The sequence below is a fragment of the Actinomadura miaoliensis genome (assembly GCF_039536785.1).
Lineage (GTDB): Bacteria > Actinomycetota > Actinomycetes > Streptosporangiales > Streptosporangiaceae > Spirillospora > Spirillospora miaoliensis.
Genome location: NZ_BAAAZG010000087.1, coordinates 77,195 through 92,225, shown reverse-complemented (window position 1 = coordinate 92,225; position 15,031 = coordinate 77,195). Strand labels below are relative to the sequence as shown.

Annotated in this window: 13 protein-coding genes; 8 read left to right on the top strand and 5 right to left on the bottom strand. The window is 74.7% G+C overall.

Annotated features, from left to right (window positions below):
- From ABD811_RS43375 to ABD811_RS43355, 5 genes are all read left to right on the top strand, one after another.
- Positions 1-316, top strand: a 316-nt coding sequence (locus ABD811_RS43375; RefSeq protein WP_344959565.1) for a hypothetical protein, incomplete at its 5' end; no start/stop codon positions are given.
- Positions 313-1,635, top strand: a complete 1,323-nt coding sequence (locus ABD811_RS43370) for a polysaccharide biosynthesis protein (protein ID WP_344959563.1) — start codon at positions 313-315, stop codon at positions 1,633-1,635. The genes ABD811_RS43375 and ABD811_RS43370, both read left to right, overlap by 4 nt.
- A 129-nt stretch (positions 1,636-1,764) precedes the next feature.
- Complete coding sequence (locus ABD811_RS43365) at positions 1,765-2,241, top strand: adenylyltransferase/cytidyltransferase family protein (RefSeq protein ID WP_344959561.1); 477 nt, start codon at positions 1,765-1,767, stop codon at positions 2,239-2,241.
- Positions 2,238-3,044, top strand: coding sequence for a CDP-alcohol phosphatidyltransferase family protein (locus tag ABD811_RS43360; RefSeq protein ID WP_344959559.1), 807 nt, complete (start codon positions 2,238-2,240; stop codon positions 3,042-3,044). Before ABD811_RS43365 ends, ABD811_RS43360 begins: the two co-directional genes overlap by 4 nt.
- Positions 3,041-3,469, top strand: coding sequence for an FAD synthase family protein (locus ABD811_RS43355; protein ID WP_344959557.1), 429 nt, complete (start codon positions 3,041-3,043; stop codon positions 3,467-3,469). Before ABD811_RS43360 ends, ABD811_RS43355 begins: the two co-directional genes overlap by 4 nt.
- A 43-nt stretch (positions 3,470-3,512) precedes the next feature.
- Here ABD811_RS43355 and ABD811_RS43350 read toward each other — a convergent pair whose 3' ends face one another.
- The 5 genes from ABD811_RS43350 to ABD811_RS43330 all read right to left on the bottom strand — a co-directional run bounded on the left by ABD811_RS43350 (position 3,513) and on the right by ABD811_RS43330 (position 9,520).
- Entirely contained in the window at positions 3,513-4,508 is a 996-nt protein-coding gene (locus ABD811_RS43350) for a sulfite exporter TauE/SafE family protein (RefSeq protein ID WP_425549521.1), read from the bottom strand.
- A gap of 124 nt (positions 4,509-4,632) precedes the next feature.
- Positions 4,633-6,144 (bottom strand): adenylyl-sulfate kinase, encoded by a 1,512-nt coding sequence (gene cysC, locus ABD811_RS43345; protein ID WP_344959553.1) that lies wholly within the window; start codon positions 6,142-6,144, stop codon positions 4,633-4,635.
- Positions 6,145-6,293: 149 nt separating this feature from the next.
- On the bottom strand, positions 6,294-7,205 hold the full coding sequence (locus ABD811_RS43340) for a class I SAM-dependent methyltransferase (protein WP_344959551.1): 912 nt from the start codon (positions 7,203-7,205) through the stop codon (positions 6,294-6,296).
- A gap of 123 nt (positions 7,206-7,328) precedes the next feature.
- Positions 7,329-8,927 carry an MFS transporter gene (locus tag ABD811_RS43335; protein WP_344959549.1) on the bottom strand — a complete coding sequence of 533 codons (1,599 nt, stop codon included), beginning with the start codon at positions 8,925-8,927 and terminating at the stop codon, positions 7,329-7,331.
- Positions 8,924-9,520 (bottom strand): TetR/AcrR family transcriptional regulator, encoded by a 597-nt coding sequence (locus ABD811_RS43330; RefSeq protein ID WP_344959547.1) that lies wholly within the window; start codon positions 9,518-9,520, stop codon positions 8,924-8,926. Before ABD811_RS43330 ends, ABD811_RS43335 begins: the two co-directional genes overlap by 4 nt.
- A 280-nt stretch (positions 9,521-9,800) precedes the next feature.
- On the opposite strand from ABD811_RS43330, the gene mfd reads away from it, so the two are divergent.
- Genes mfd through ABD811_RS43315 form a run of 3 tightly spaced genes read left to right on the top strand, consistent with a single transcriptional unit; the run spans position 9,801 to position 15,011 of the window.
- Positions 9,801-13,295 carry a transcription-repair coupling factor gene (gene mfd / locus ABD811_RS43325; protein ID WP_344959545.1) on the top strand — a complete coding sequence of 1,165 codons (3,495 nt, stop codon included), beginning with the start codon at positions 9,801-9,803 and terminating at the stop codon, positions 13,293-13,295.
- A gap of 52 nt (positions 13,296-13,347) precedes the next feature.
- Entirely contained in the window at positions 13,348-14,034 is a 687-nt protein-coding gene (locus ABD811_RS43320; protein ID WP_344959543.1) for a hypothetical protein, read from the top strand.
- Between the two features lie 2 nt (positions 14,035-14,036).
- A complete protein-coding gene (locus ABD811_RS43315) occupies positions 14,037-15,011 on the top strand; it encodes a nucleoside triphosphate pyrophosphohydrolase (RefSeq protein WP_344959541.1) in 975 nt (324 codons plus the stop codon).
- The last annotated feature ends 20 nt before the right edge of the window (positions 15,012-15,031 follow it).

Here is a 15,031-nt window from a genome sequence, read left to right as displayed (position 1 = left end):
CAACCCCGGCTCGGACGCCGGTCGCCCGTCGTCGCGTGACGCGTCCCCGGCGGGGTCCCCGCCGGGTGGACGCATGTCCCGCAACGGTGCGTCCGCGCCGTCCGGGCCGTCGGCGTCGTCCTCCGCGGGCAAGCCCGGCGACGGCGCCGCCGACACCGACCGGGCGAAGCCGGCCGAGCGGCCGCGCGACCGCTGGAACGGCTCCGGCGACCCGAGCCGCACCGCCGAGGACACGTTCTCCCTGGACGACCTGGCCAAGGACGCCCGTCCGCGGAAGAACGAGTCCACCCTGATGCGCTACGACCTCGACAGGTGAGCCGGGTCCCCAAGAGCCGGGTCGCGCGCAAGCTCGGGCGGCTGCTGTCGTCGGCGGGCGGCGCGGTCACGGTCCAGTTCGTCACCGCGGGCGGCAGCCTGGTGGTGCAGGCGCTGGCCGCCCGCGGCCTGGGCGCCGACGGCTACGGCGGGTACGCGCTGTTCGTCGCCGTCCTCGTCATGATCACCGCGGTGCAGACGGCGTGGGTGGGCGACACCCTCACCGTCTACGACCGGTTCGACCCGCGCGTGCGCGGCGCGCTGCTGCTGTCGGTGGCGGGCACCGTGGCGGCGGGCGCGGTCGTCGGCGCGGTGATCTCGCTGGTGATGGGACTGGCGGGCGCGGCGGGCACGGCGCTGTTCGCGCTGCTGGTCGCGCTGTGGCTGCTGAACGAGACCGGCCGCCGGATCTTCACCGCGCGGATGGAGTTCTGGCGCCTGGCGCTGAACGACTGCAGCTACCTGCTCGTCACGCTGGGCGTGCTGGGCGGGTGGCAGACGCTGACGGGCGAGGCGTCGCTGGAGCTGCTGCTCGGCGCGATGTGCGTGGGCTGTGCCGCCTCGATCATGCTGGCCTGGGTGCGGCTGCCGCGCGAGGAGTACGCCCGGGCGCCGCTGCGCGGCACCGCGTTCCGCGAGATCGCCGCGTTCGCGTGGTGGCGGTCGATCCAGGCGGGCATCCGGCCGACCGCGCTGCTGGTCGCCCGGCTCATGATCGCCGGGTTCGCGTCCACGGCCGCGCTGGCGGCGGTGGAGGCGGCCCGGCTGCTGCTGGCCCCGGCGCTGACGTTCGTCAACGGGGCGGGCTGGTTCCTGCTGGGCGACTTCGCCAAGGCCGAACGCGAGGGCCGTCCCATGCGGGCCCGGCAGGCGGTGCGGGCGTGCGCGCTGATGGCCGGGATCGCGCTGGTGATGAGCCTGGCCGGGATCCTGCTGGCGGACTGGCTGGGGCCGGTGGTGACCGGCGGCTCGTTCGACGTCGACGGCCTGGCCGCGGTCGGCTGGGGCGTGTACGCGGTGTGCTTCGCCTGCACGCTGCCGCTGGCGAGCCTGGCCACCGCCCGCAAGCGGTCCCGGACGGTGTTCGTCATCCGCGGCGTGGAGAGCCTGGTCGGGCTGCTGGTCCTGGCGGTCCTGCTGGCCGTGGACGCGGGGGCGGCGTCGATCGCCCCGTTCTGCCTCGGCGCCGGGGGACTGGTGTCGGCCGCGCTGCTGTGGCGGATGCTGCGCCGGGGCGACCCGCCGGTCGGCGCCGCGCCGCCCGCGGCGGACGCGTCGGCCGCGCCGGGAGACCACGCGGCGGACCTCAGCAGGACCTGACGACCACCAGATGGACGCCATGGAAACAATAGGTAGAACTGCGACAACGTTCGAGCAAAGGGCTGCTAGCGTACGGCTGTTCCAGGACGGACGTACACGTAGGCCCGCGTTCAGGGGCAAGGGGGCTGCATGCACGGGGTGATCGGCTTCACGCCGGGGGTCTTCGACCTCTTCCACGTCGGTCACCTGGACGTCCTGCGACGTTCGGCCCGGTCGTGCGACCGGCTCGTCGTCGGCGTGTGGTCCGACGAGCTGGCCGAACGGGTGCACGGCGCGCGGCCGGTGGTGCCGCTGCTGGAACGCATGGAGATCGTCGGCAACGTGCGCGGCGTCCACGACGTCGTGCCGCTGGAGGAGGCGGCGCTGCGTCCCGCCTGGGACGCGGTCGGATTCGGCGTGGTGTTCACCGGTGCGGACGCGTCCCCGGGCGACTCCGCCGACTCCGTCGGCTCGGCGGCCTCGGCCGAACGCGAGCTGGAGGGCACGGGCGTGCGCGTGGTGCGGTTCACCGACCTGGCCGAGACCCGCAGCCCCGTCCTGCGCGAGCGTATCCGCCTGTCCCGCGCCGGCGGTGCCGGCGCCGCGCCGAGGACGTCGGTCGCGTGAGCGCGCGGGCCACTTCGGACGCCGCCGCGCCCGCCGGGTTCCGCGCGGCGCTGACCCGGCTGGCGTCCGCGCAGAAGAGCGCCAAGGGCGCCCCCGCCTACTCCCGGTTCGTCAACCGCAAGCTGGGCCGCGTGCTGGCCGCCGCCTCGTACGTGGCCGGCCTGACGCCCAACCAGGTCACCGCGATCAGCGCCTGCTTCACCTTCACCGGCATCGCCCTGATCGCGCTGGTCGACCCGGCGCCGTGGCTGGGCGCGGCGGTGTGCCTGGCGCTGGTGGTCGGCTACGCCTTCGACGCCGCCGACGGCCAGCTGGCCCGGCTGCGCGGCGGCGGCTCGGCGTCCGGCGAGTACCTGGACCACATGGTGGACGCGGCGAAGATCTCCGCGTTGCACTCGGCCGTGCTGGTGTCGTGGTACCGGTTCTACGACCTGGACCGCGACGCCTACCTGCTCGTCCCGCTCGGGTTCACCATCGTGGCCGCGGTGATGTTCTTCGGGATGATCCTCAAGGACCTGCTGGCGCGGGCCCGCCGCACCGGCCCGGCGCCCGCCCCGGCGGCGCCGTCGACGCTGCGGTCGCTGCTGGTGATCCCCACCGACTACGGGGTGCTGTGCGTGGCGTTCCTGCTGCTCGGCTTCACCGACGTCTTCCTGCCCCTCTACACGCTGCTGTTCGCCGGGAACGCGTTGTTCCTGCTGGCCGCCTCCGTCAAGTGGTTCCGCGAGGTCGCCGCCCTGGACGCTCCCGCGCCCGCCGCGGCGCCCGCCGGGCAGCCGGTGGACACGGGGGTGCGCCGGTGAGCCGCCGTACGGGCGTGGTGGGGTACGTGCCGGGCGCCTACGACATGTTCCACATCGGGCATCTCAACATCCTCAAGCGGGCCCGGGCCGAGTGCGACCACCTCATCGCGGGCGTGGTCACCGACGAGGTGCTGGAGCAGGTCAAGGGGCGGGCGCCGATCGTCCCGCACGCCGAGCGGATGGAGATCGTCGGCTCGATGGGCTGCGTCGACGAGGTCGTCACCGACGTGTCCGCCGACAAGGTGGTGATGTGGGAGCGCCTGGGGTTCGACGTGCTGTTCAAGGGCGACGACTGGAAGGGCACCCCCAAGGGCGACCGTCTCGAAGCCGACCTCGGCGCACGCGGCGTGCGGGTGATCTACTTCCCGTACACGGTGCACACCTCCAGCACCGCGCTGCGGGCCCTCATCACCGGCTCCCGCTGAGCGGCCGGCGCCCGCCGAGCCGGGCGCCGGCGGCGAGCGGTCGCTATCGCCGGCCCGCGGGGGTCCGGGAGACCTCCGGCTCGTGCCGGGGCGCCCGCGCGAGCCTGCCGGTGAGCTCCAGGGCGGGCAGGCCGTGGCGGCGGCGCAGCAGCGCCCACGTCGCGGTGCCCGCCACGGCCAGGCCGACGAGCGTCCAGGCGAGGACCTCGGTGCCCATGCCGAACATCTTCAGCGCGGACGCGACGAGCACGAACGCCAGCGCGCGGCGGATCAGCCCGCCCGGCGCGCGCGAGGAGATCCGCGACCCCAGGTAGACGCCGGGGACGGAACCGACCAGCAGCGCCGCGGTGACCTCCAGGTGGAAGTCGCCGAACAGCAGGTGGCCGAGGGCGGCGGCGAACACCAGGGGCACCGCCTGCAGCAGGTCGGTGCCGACGAGCTGGTTGGCCTTGAGCGCCGGGTACAGCGCCAGCAGCGCCACGATGATCAGCGAGCCGGAGCCGACCGAGGTGATGCCGACCACCAGCCCGCCGACCGCGCCGACCAGCACGGTCGGCACCGGCCGGACCTTGATCTCGGGTGCCCCGACGGCGGCGGGCGACCCCGGCGCGGCGGTGCGGCGCTCGCCGGGCTCGCGCCGCGCGGCCCGGTCGGCCAGCGCCATGTAGCCGCGCACGATCAACCCGGCGGCCGCCAGCAGCAGCGCCACGCCCATGGCCTTCTGGATGACGTCCTGCACCTCGGCGCCGTCGCCGAGGGCCCGGGCCACCAGCACGCCGCAGAACGCGGCGGGCACCGAGCCCGCGCACAGCCACGCAACCAGCCGCAGGTTGATCGTGCCCTGCCGGTAGTGCACGGCGCTGCCGACCGGCTTCATCACCGCGGCGGCGACCAGGTCGCTGGACACGGCCGCCAGCGGGCTCACCCCGAAGAACGTCACCAGCATCGGCGTCATGAGCGCGCCGCCGCCCATGCCGGTCAGCCCGACGACGATGGCGACCAGGAACGAGCCGAACGCCATCGTCCAATCAAAGTCCATCAGCATGACCTACCGGGTATATCGGGAAAGCCGAAAACCAGACTAAACGCCCGGCAGGCATGATCGGCAGCCAGGGGCCCCGTACCGGACAGGTGAGAGAACGGTGACCCCTGTGCGCCGCGCGTCAGGCGGGACGCACCCAGCCGCCCTCGACCAGCAGGTCCAGCACGCGGTCGACGGCCTCGTCGGGCTCCAGCCCGGTGGTGTCGAGCCGCAGGTCGGCGCCCCCGTCGACGGCCGGGTCCGGCTCCTCGTACGGGTCGGAGATCCCGGTGAACTCGGGGATGACCCCGGCCCGCGCCTTGGCGTACAGGCCCTTGCGGTCGCGCCGCTCGCACTCCTCCAGCGGCGTGGCCACGTGCACCAGCACGAAGTCGCCGACCGCCGACACCATGCGGCGCACCTCGGCGCGGGTGGCGGCGTACGGGGCGATCGGCGCGCAGATCGCCACCCCGCCGTGGCGGGTGATCTCGGCCGCGACGTACCCGATGCGGCGGATGTTGAGGTCCCGGTCGGCGCGGGAGAACGTCAGCCCGGCCGACAGCAGCCGCCGCACCACGTCGCCGTCCAGCAGGCTGACGGTGCGGCCGCCGCGTTCGACCAGCGCGTCGGCCAGCCCGCGCGCCACCGTCGACTTGCCCGACCCCGACAGCCCGGTGAAGAACACCGTCAGGCCGCGCTCGTGCTTGGGCGGCCGCGCCACGGCCAGCTCCGCGGCGACCGCGGGCGGGGTGAACCAGTCGGGGATCGGCTCGCCCCGGTCGAGCAGCTCGCCGAGCCGTTCGCGGGTCAGCTCCGCCTGGACGTGGTCGGGCTCGATGCGGGCGACGGGACGCCACACCTCCACGTCGGCGTCGTAGGCCCACGGCTCGGGCACCACCACCGGGATCGGGGCGCCGTCGGCGATCTTCTCGGCGGTGTCGGCCTGCTGCTCGTCGGCCAGCAGGTGGGTGGCGCCGTAGGCGGCGGCGACGTGCGCGCGCAGCAGCAGGTCGCGTTCGCCGTCGACCTCGCGCGGCGGCAGCGGCACCGGGACGACCCGCGTGCCGTCCGGCAGGTCGCGGCGCACCGCCAGCAGGGCCCGCACCAGCGCCTCGTCGTGCTCGCCGCCCAGCAGCGGCAGCACCAGCACCCGCGCGCCGAGCCGTTCGGCCACCTGCCGGAGCTGGCCGAGCTGCTTGCGGTGCAACGGCTCGCGGGTGGCGACGGCCAGCAGCGGGCCGTCCGGGCGCTCCAGCTCGTCGGGACGGCGGCGCAGGCGGTGGAACGGTCCGTGCGCGGGGGCGCGCAGCGGCTCCAGCTCGCCGGCCAGCCGCCAGCCGCGGCTGGTGGGGTCCTGCCAGGCCTCGGCGACGCTCAGCACGGCCAGCGGCACGCCCTCGGGGTCCTGCAGGACGATCCGTTCGTGGCCGGTCAGCTCCTCGGGCACCGCGAGGGTGACCGGGACGGGCCACGGCGTGCCGTCGGCCAGCCGTCCTCCGGCGATCACCATGGCGGTGTCGAAGGAGCCGAGGAACCCCTTGAGCGGGGGGTAGGCCCCGGCCAGCAGCAGTTCCAGATCGGCCAGCTCGACCGTGCCCGGGGTGTGTGCGGGCAGGTCGCGCAGCGTGTCGGGAAGGCCCGTCTCGGCGGTCACCGCGGTCTCCGATCCTGCCCGGGCGGGGAACCGGGCCGACGCAGGTCAGTAGGGGGATGCCGCAGAAAATTTACCTACCGTCCACCGCTGTGCGCATCTCGGCCCGCCCGCCGCGGGGGCCGGGGCGGCCGCCCGGGCGGGGGCCGCGCTCAGATGACCCGCGCGAAACGGTTCTCGGGTTTGCGGATGACCAGCGTCACCTCGCTGTGCTCGGAGGTCAGCTTCCCGCGCGACAGGGAGGCGACCAGCCGGCACAGTCCGCCGACGAGGCCGGAACCGGCCCCCAGCGCGTCCAGCGAGGCGCGCGAGGTGTACTCCTCGGCGATCACCAGCCCGCGCATGACGCAGTACCAGCGCATGCCCTGCCGGGAGGCGACCTTCTCGTACACGGCGGGCGGCGGCACCCCGATCCGGGCGGCGCGCTCGTCGCCGACCCGCCGCCCCCGGACGTGGCCCCGCTCGGCGGCGTCGTCCGCGCCGCCCCCGGAGGCGCCGGACGCGGCCGCCTCGGAGCGGCCCTCCGCCGTGCCCTCCTGCGCGGGCCGCGCCGCGCCCGGCGACGCCTCGGGCCGCAGCAGCAGCTCGACCCGGCCGTGCCGCGCCAGGTGGCGCCACAGCGGATCGCGCAGCCACCGGGGCAGCCTGCGGTCCAGGAAGCCGAACGCGGTGTTGCGGTCGCGCAGCCGCACCAGCAGCAGCCCGCCGGGCTTGAGCGCGGCGACGAAGCGGTCGAGCACCAGTTCGGCGTGCGGCACCCGCTCGATGAGGAACGGGGCGTGCACCACGTCGTAGGCGCGCGGCGGCATGGGCACGGTGCGCAGGTCGCCCAGGTGCCATTCGTCCAGGTCGGTGCGGCCGGCGGTGTGGGCCCGCAGCGCCGGGGCGTCCATGTCGACACCGGTGACCCGACGCTCGCAGTCGCCCAGGTCCAGCCCCCGCCCCCATCCGCATCCGGCCTCCAGGATGTGGACGGGCCGCAGCGGCCGGTCATGGGCGTACTGCCGGACGCGTTCTGAGAACAGATCACCGTCGTTGAGCGGCGGCGTACGCAGATCGGTCACAGTCTCGCAGCGTAATCGCACGACTGCGCACTGTCCGCTATTTGCGGCTTCTTGGCATGCCGCATGCGGCCAGGCGACCAACCTCGCCGGTCCTCCGGACGTCGCGGATCGAGCGCGCCGGTGTCAGTGCTCGTGGCCGCCGGCCAGGTCGAGGTCGCGCGGGGTGAGCAGCCACACCAGCGCGGCGGCGAGGAGCAGCAGGGCGCCGCCCGCCGCGCCCGCCCACTGCAGGGACGAGGTGAACGCCGCCTGCGCCCGTTCGGCCAGGCGCGCCCCGGCCTCGCCCAGGGTCGGGACGATCTCCAGCGCGCCGCCCAGCGACTCGCGCACGCCGGCGGCGGACGGCCCGGTCAGCCCGGCGTCGGCGAGGCGGTCCGGGGGCAGGCCGGCCCGGTAGACGGCGGCGGCCACGCTGCCCAGCACGGCCACGCCGAGCGTGCCGCCCAGTTCGTAGCTGGTCTCCTCGATGGCGGCGGCGCTGCCGGACCGCTCCGGCGGGGCGCCCGCCATGATCACGGCGGACGCGACGGCCAGCGCGCCCAGTCCCGCGCCGACCAGTGTCAGCGCGGCCGCGACGGTGCCGTATCCGAGCGGGCCGGGGGCGGCGGCCAGCGTCACGAACCCCAGCCCGCTGACGGCCAGGCCCCCGGCCAGCACGGTGCGCGCGCCGATCCGGGCGGCCAGGGCGGGGGCCAGCGGCGACAGCACGGCCGTGGCGACGGCGCTGGGCAGCAGCCGCAGTCCCGTCTCCAGCGGCGAGTAGCCCTGCACGAGCTGCATCCACTGCGCCAGCAGCAGCATCGCCGCGGCCACCGCGATGCTCGTGCTCAGCGCGGCCACCACCCCGGCGGAGAAGGCGGGCCCCCGGAACAGGCGCACGTCCAGGATCGGGTCGGGACGGCGCAGGCAGCGCGTCACGAACCAGCCGAGCGCGACGGCCGCGATCGCCGCGGCGACGAGCGCGCCGAGGTCGGCCGGGCCGTTCTTGCCGAGGTGCTTGATCGCGTAGACGAGGGCGACCATGCCGACGGTCGACAGCAGCGTGCCGGGCAGGTCCCACCGCCCCGTCCCCGAGGGCCGGCCGGAATGGGCGGGTGCGGCCGGACGCCGGTTGCGCGACTCGGGCAGCAGCCAGCGGCCCAGCACCAGTGCCGCCACCATGACCGGCACGTTGACCAGGAACGCCGACCGCCAGCTGAAGTGCTCCAGCAGCACGCCGCCCAGGATCGGGCCGAGCGCGGCGCCCAGGCCCGCCATCGTGGCCCACACGCCGAGCGCGGTGGCGCGCTCGCGCGGGTCGGTGAACAGGTGCCGGATCATCGACAGGGTGGACGGCATGATCAGGGCGCCGCCCACGCCCAGCACGGCCCGCACCGCGATGACCGCGCCCGGCGTCCCCGCGGCCAGCACCGCCAGCGAGGCCAGCCCGAAGACCGTGAATCCCGCCAGCAGCACCCGCCGGCGGCCCCACCGGTCGCCCAGCGCGGCGGCGGTGACCAGGAGCCCGGCCACCACCAGCGAGTAGACGTCGACGATCCACAGCAGCCCGACCGAGTCCGGCCGCAGCTCGGCCGACAGCGCGGGCAGCGCCACGTTGAGGATCGTCATGTCCATCACGACGATCAGCAGGCTCGCCGACAGCACCGCCAGCCCCGCCCAGCGGCGCGGATGCGCCGGCGGACGCGCGCGGGTCGGGCCGGCCGGCGTCGTGGTGCGGGTCATGGCCGCCCCCGCTCGTGCGCGGCGGCGCCGTCGGCCGCCTCGGCCCCGGCGCCCCGGAGGAAGGTGGTCAGCAGCAGGTCCTCGACGTCGCGCCGGGCCACGTCGCCGCGCCGCAGGCTTTCGCGGACGGCGACGAGCAGCCCGTACACGGCGTTGCCGATCCAGCGGACGGGCAGGTCGGCGCGCAGCAGGCCCGCCGCCTGGGCCGCGGCGTAGAGCGCCTGCTCGCGCTCCTCCAGCCGCGCGCCGCGCTCGGCCAGGTCGGGCAACTGGCCGATGAAGTGGTCGGTGAGCGCGAAGCCGTGCTCGTCGGCCTCCTGGACGTAGCCGCGCAGCAGCAGGCGCAGCGCCCGCTCGACGCGCGCGGGGTCGCCCGACGCGGCGGCGCCGTCGGCGTCGGCCTCCTCGAGATCCCGCTCCCAGCGGTCGACGGCGCGCCTGCCGAGCGCGTGCAGCAGCGTCTCCCGGCTGGCGAAGTGGCGGTGCAGGGTGGCGCGGCTGACGCCGATCGCCTCGGCGAGCTGGGCCATCGAGGCGGTCGGGTGCTCGTTGAGGTGCCGGATCGCCGCGGTGACGATCTCTTCGGAGTTCATGGCGGTGACACTCTTCCGTCTCATATGCGACAAACTTGTCTCATTCTAGACGACTCCGTCGCATTCCGGTTGATCGTCCGGCGGCCGTACGGGACGGTATGCGGGCGCGTAGGCTGGTACCGCACACCGGGGTCCAGAGGGATTCCGGGGCTTCGGGCTGCCCCGCGACGGGTCGTCCCCCGGCGGTGCGGCCGGGCGGGCGCCGGGCAAGGCGGGCGGAGGTCTTTCGAACGGCGGGGCGGGGGCCGCCCCCGCAAGGAGCACCGACGAGCGGGCGAACATGACGCTTTCTGGACTTGTTGACCTGGCCTGCGGCGACCCTCGGCTGGGCGCCGCGCTCAAGAACGCGCGCGTCGACCGGGACGTGGTCGCGCCTCCGGCCCTGTGGCCGATCCTGGCCGCCGCCCTGGCGCGCCACGGCACGGACGGGGGAGTGGTGCTGGCCGTCACCGCCACCGGACGCGAGGCCGAGGACCTGACGTCGGCGCTGACCAGCCTGCTCGACCCCGACCGGGTCGCGCACTTCCCGGCGTGGGAGACGCTGCCGCACGAGAAGCTGTCGCCGCGCTCGGACACCGTCGGGCAGCGCCTGGCCGTCCTGCGCCGCCTGACCCACCCGGGCGCCGACGACGGGGCCGGCGGGGCGCTGGACGTCGTCGTGACGCCGGTGCGGGCGGTGCTGCAGCCGATCGTGTCCGGCCTCGGCGACCTGGAGCCCGTGCGGCTGCGCTCCGGCGACGAGGCCGAGCTGGACGACGTCGTCCGCCGCCTCGTCGACGCCGGATACCACCGCGTCGACCTGGTGGAGAAGCGCGGCGAGATCGCCGTGCGCGGCGGCATCCTCGACGTGTTCCCGCCCACCGAGGAGCACCCGCTGCGCGTGGAGTTCTGGGGCGACACGGTCGAGGAGATCCGCTACTTCAAGGCCGCCGACCAGCGGTCCCTCGAGGTGGCCCAGGACGGCCTGTGGGCGCCGCCGTGCCGCGAGCTGCCGCTGACCGAGCAGGTGCGGGAACGCGCCAAGCTGCTGGCCGAGCAGCACCCGGCCCTGGAGGACATCCTCACCCGCATCGCCGACGGCGACACCGTGGAGGGCATGGAGGCGTTCTCGCCCGTCCTCGCCGACCACATGGAGCTGCTCACCGACCTGCTCCCCGAGGGCTCGCGCCTGCTGGTGTGCGAACCGGAGCGCATCCGCAGCCGCGCCGCCGAACTGGTGCGCACCAGCCAGGAGTTCCTGGAGGCGAGCTGGGTCACGGCCGCCGCCGGGGGAGAGGCCCCCATCGACCTGGGCGCGGCCGCCTTCCGCTCACTGGAGGAGGTGCAGCAGCACACCACCGAGCTTGGGCTGAACCGCTGGACGGTCACCGCCCTCAACCCCGAGGGCGACGCGCTCAACCTCGGCGTGCACGCCGCCGAGGCGTACCGGGGCGACACCGCCCGCGTCATGGGCGACCTCAAGCGGTGGACGGGCGACAGCTGGCGCGTCGTCGTCGTCACCCCCGGCCACGGCCCGGCCGAACGCCTCGTCCAGCTCGTCGGCGAGGAGGGCCTGGGCGCCACCCTCACCGACCTGGCCGACCCCCCGGCCCCCGCCGTGGTCAGCGTCTCCACCGGCCTGCTGGAGCACGGCTTCACCTGGGACTCGATCAAGCTGGCGGTCGTCACCGAGGCCGACCTGTCCGGGCAGAAGTCGTCCACCAAGGACATGCGGCGCATGCCGTCGCGGCGGCGCGGCGGCATCGACCCGCTGCGGCTGCGCGCGGGCGACTACGTCGTCCACGAGCAGCACGGCGTCGGCCGGTACCTGGAGATGGTCAGCCGCACCGTGCAGGGCGCCACCCGCGAGTACCTGATCCTGGAGTACGCCAAGGGCGACAAGCTGTTCGTCCCCACCGACCAGCTCGACGAGCTGACCCGGTACGTGGGCGGCGAGTCGCCGTCGCTGCACCGGCTGGGCGGCGCCGACTGGCAGAAGGCCAAGTCGCGGGCGCGCAAGGCGGTCCGGCAGATCGCGGGCGAGCTGATCCGGCTGTACTCGGCGCGGATGGCCAGCCCCGGCCACGCCTTCGCGCCCGACACGCCCTGGCAGCGCGAGCTGGAGGACGCCTTCCCGTACGTGGAGACGCCCGACCAGCTCGCCGCCATCGACGAGGTCAAGGCCGACATGGAACGGCCCGTCCCGATGGACCGGCTGATCTGCGGCGACGTCGGCTACGGCAAGACCGAGATCGCGGTGCGCGCCGCGTTCAAGGCCGTGCAGGACGGCAAGCAGGTCGCGGTGCTGGTGCCGACCACCCTGCTCGTCCAGCAGCACCTGTCGACGTTCAGCGAGCGGTTCGGCGCGTTCCCGGTCGTGGTCAAGGCGATCAGCCGGTTCCAGAGCAACGGGGAGGTCGAGGAGACGCTGCGCGGCCTGGCCGACGGCACGGTGGACGTCGTCGTCGGCACCCACCGCATCCTGTCGGCGCAGACCCGGTTCAAGAACCTCGGCCTGGTGATCATCGACGAGGAGCAGCGGTTCGGCGTCGAGCACAAGGAGGAGCTCAAGCGGCTGCGCACCCAGGTGGACGTGCTGGCCATGTCCGCCACCCCGATCCCGCGCACGCTGGAGATGGGCATCACCGGCATCCGCGAGATGTCCACCATCCTCACCCCGCCCGAGGAGCGGCACCCGGTGCTGACGTTCGTCGGCCCCTACGAGGACAAGCAGATCGCCGCCGCCATCCGCCGCGAGCTGCTGCGCGACGGCCAGGTGTTCTTCGTCCACAACCGGGTGCGGTCGATCAACCGGGTCGCCGCCAACCTGGCGCAGCTGGTCCCCGAGGCGCGCATCGCGGTCGCGCACGGCCAGATGAACGAGCACGAGCTCGAACGCGTCATGGTCGACTTCTGGGAGAAGAACTACGACGTCCTGGTGGCCACCACGATCGTGGAGTCCGGCCTGGACGTGCCCAACGCCAACACCCTGATCGTCGACCGCGCCGACATGTACGGCCTGTCGCAGCTGCACCAGCTGCGCGGCCGCGTCGGCCGGGGCCGCGAACGCGCCTACGCCTACTTCCTCTACCCGCCCGAGACGCCGCTGACCGAGACCGCGCACGAGCGCCTGGCCACCCTCGCCCAGCACACCGAGGCCGGGGCGGGCATGTACGTGGCGATGAAGGACCTGGAGATCCGCGGCGCCGGCAACATCCTGGGCGCCGAGCAGTCCGGGCACGTCGCGGGCGTCGGGTTCGACCTGTACGTGCGGATGGTCGGCGAGGCGGTGCGCGAGCTGAAGGAGGGCGGCGCCGCCGAGGAGGTCACCGAGACCAAGGTCGAGCTGCCGGTGGACGCGCACCTGCCGCACGAGTACGTCCCGGGCGAGCGGCTGCGGCTGGACGCCTACCGGCGCATCGCCGCGATCACCTCCGACGAGGAGATCGCCCAGGTGCACGAGGAGCTGCGCGACCGGTTCGGGCCGCCGCCCGAGCCGGTGCTCAACCTGCTGGCGGTGGCGCGGTTCCGGGCCCGGGCGCGCCGGGCCGGGCTGACCGAGGTGGCGGTGCAGGGCAACTACGTCAAGTTCGCGCCGGTCGAGCTGCCCGACTCCATGCAGGTGCGGCTGCAGCGGCTCTACCCCAAGAGCGTGCTCAAGCCCGCCCTGCGCACCCTGCTGGTGCCCACGCCCAAGACCAAGCCGCTGGGCGGCCGTCCGCTGCGCGACCAGGAGCTGCTGAAATGGGCCACGGACCTGGTCGAGGCCCTGTTGCCGGAGCGCGCCCGGTCCTAGGCTGACCAAGATCGGACACCGCAGAGGAATTCGTACAGGAACGAGGATCTCCGTGCTCGGTACAACCGTGAGGGCGGCGAGGCTGGTCGGGGCGGCGGCGCTGGCGGCGGTGGCCGCCGGCGTGCTGACGGGCTGCGGCGGCGCGCCGCCCAAGGCGGGCGCGGCCGCGCTGGTGGGCGAGGAGCGCATCTCCACGGCCGTCCTCGACGGCGCCGTGCGCGACTGGCAGTCGCAGTTCCGCGCCGACCCGGTCGCCAACCAGATGCGCGCCGACCCCGGCAACCCCGACCAGCAGCTCGCGGTCGAGACGCTGTCGGAGTCGGACATGCGCGGCGCGCTGAACATGCTCGTCAAGATCCGGGTTGCCGACGAGGTCGCGCGCCGCAACGGGCTGGCGATCAGTGAGGGCACCGTCGACCGCACCGTCGCCGCGCTGGACCGCCAGGGCGGCGCCCGCTCGGTCACGCTCGCCTACGGCCTGCCCGCCCGCTACACCCGCGACCTGGCCCGCTACCTGACCGTCCAGGACCAGCTCGCCACCCGGCTCGGCGCCGACCCGGCCGACCCGCGCGGCCCGCGCACCACCACCGCGCTGCAGGGCGTCGTCGACCGGTTCGTCCGCACCGCCGCCGACATGGACATCACGATCAACCCGCGGTTCGGCTCGTTCGACCCGCGGCAGGTCGCCATCCAGCCGGTGCGGCAGCGTCTGTCGGCCACCGAGTCGGGTACGGGCTGAGCATGAGCCTGACCCTGCTGGCCACCACGCACCGCGTCGCCCCCGGCCTGCTGACGTGGAAGGCGTGGGAGACGCTGCGTTCGGCCGACCGCGTGGTCGCCCCCGCCGGTCATCCGCTGCTGCCCTACCTGCGGGACGCGGGCGTGCGCCCCGAGGAGGTGGCCGAACCCGACCCGGCCGCCCTGGTCGCCGCCGCCCGCACCGCCGCGGTGGTGTGGGTGGCCGCGCCCGAGGGCGACGAGGGCCTCATGCGCGAGATCGGGCAGATCATCGTCGACGATCCGCTCGACGTCGAGGTGCTGCACGGCTCCTACGACCTGCCCGGCGCGCGGCTGCTCGACCTGGTGGCGGTGATGGACACGCTGCGCCGCGAGTGCCCGTGGGACGCCAAGCAGACCCACGCCTCGCTCGTCCCCTACCTGCTGGAGGAGGCGTACGAGGTCGCCGACACCGTCGAGGACGGCGACCTGGGCGCGCTGCGCGAGGAGCTCGGCGACGTGCTGATGCAGGTGGCGTTCCACTCGGTGGTGGCCGCCGAGCGCACCGACGACACCCGCTTCACCATCGACGACGTGGCGGGCGCGATCGTCGACAAGCTGGTGCGCCGCCACCCGCACGTGTTCGGCGACGTCACCGTGTCCGGCGCCGACGAGGTCAACGCCAACTGGGACCAGATCAAGGCCGCCGAGCGGGCCGCCAAGAACGGCGGCGAGGCGTCGGTGCTGGACGGCGTGCCCATGGGCCAGCCCGCGCTGACCCTGGCCGCGCAACTGCAGCGCCGTGCCGACCGCGCGGGCGCCCCGCCCGAGCTGTTCGACCCGTCGGCCGAGGAGGAGAACGCCCTGGGCGCGCGCCTGTTCCACCTGGTGCGCGAGAGCCGCGCGCAGGGCCGCGATCCCGAGGCGGAGTTGCGGGCCGTGTGCCGGGTATTCCGTGATCGTGTCAGGGCATGGGAGCGGACGCGGCCGGCCACATGACCGCGGGCGGCCCCCGCCCG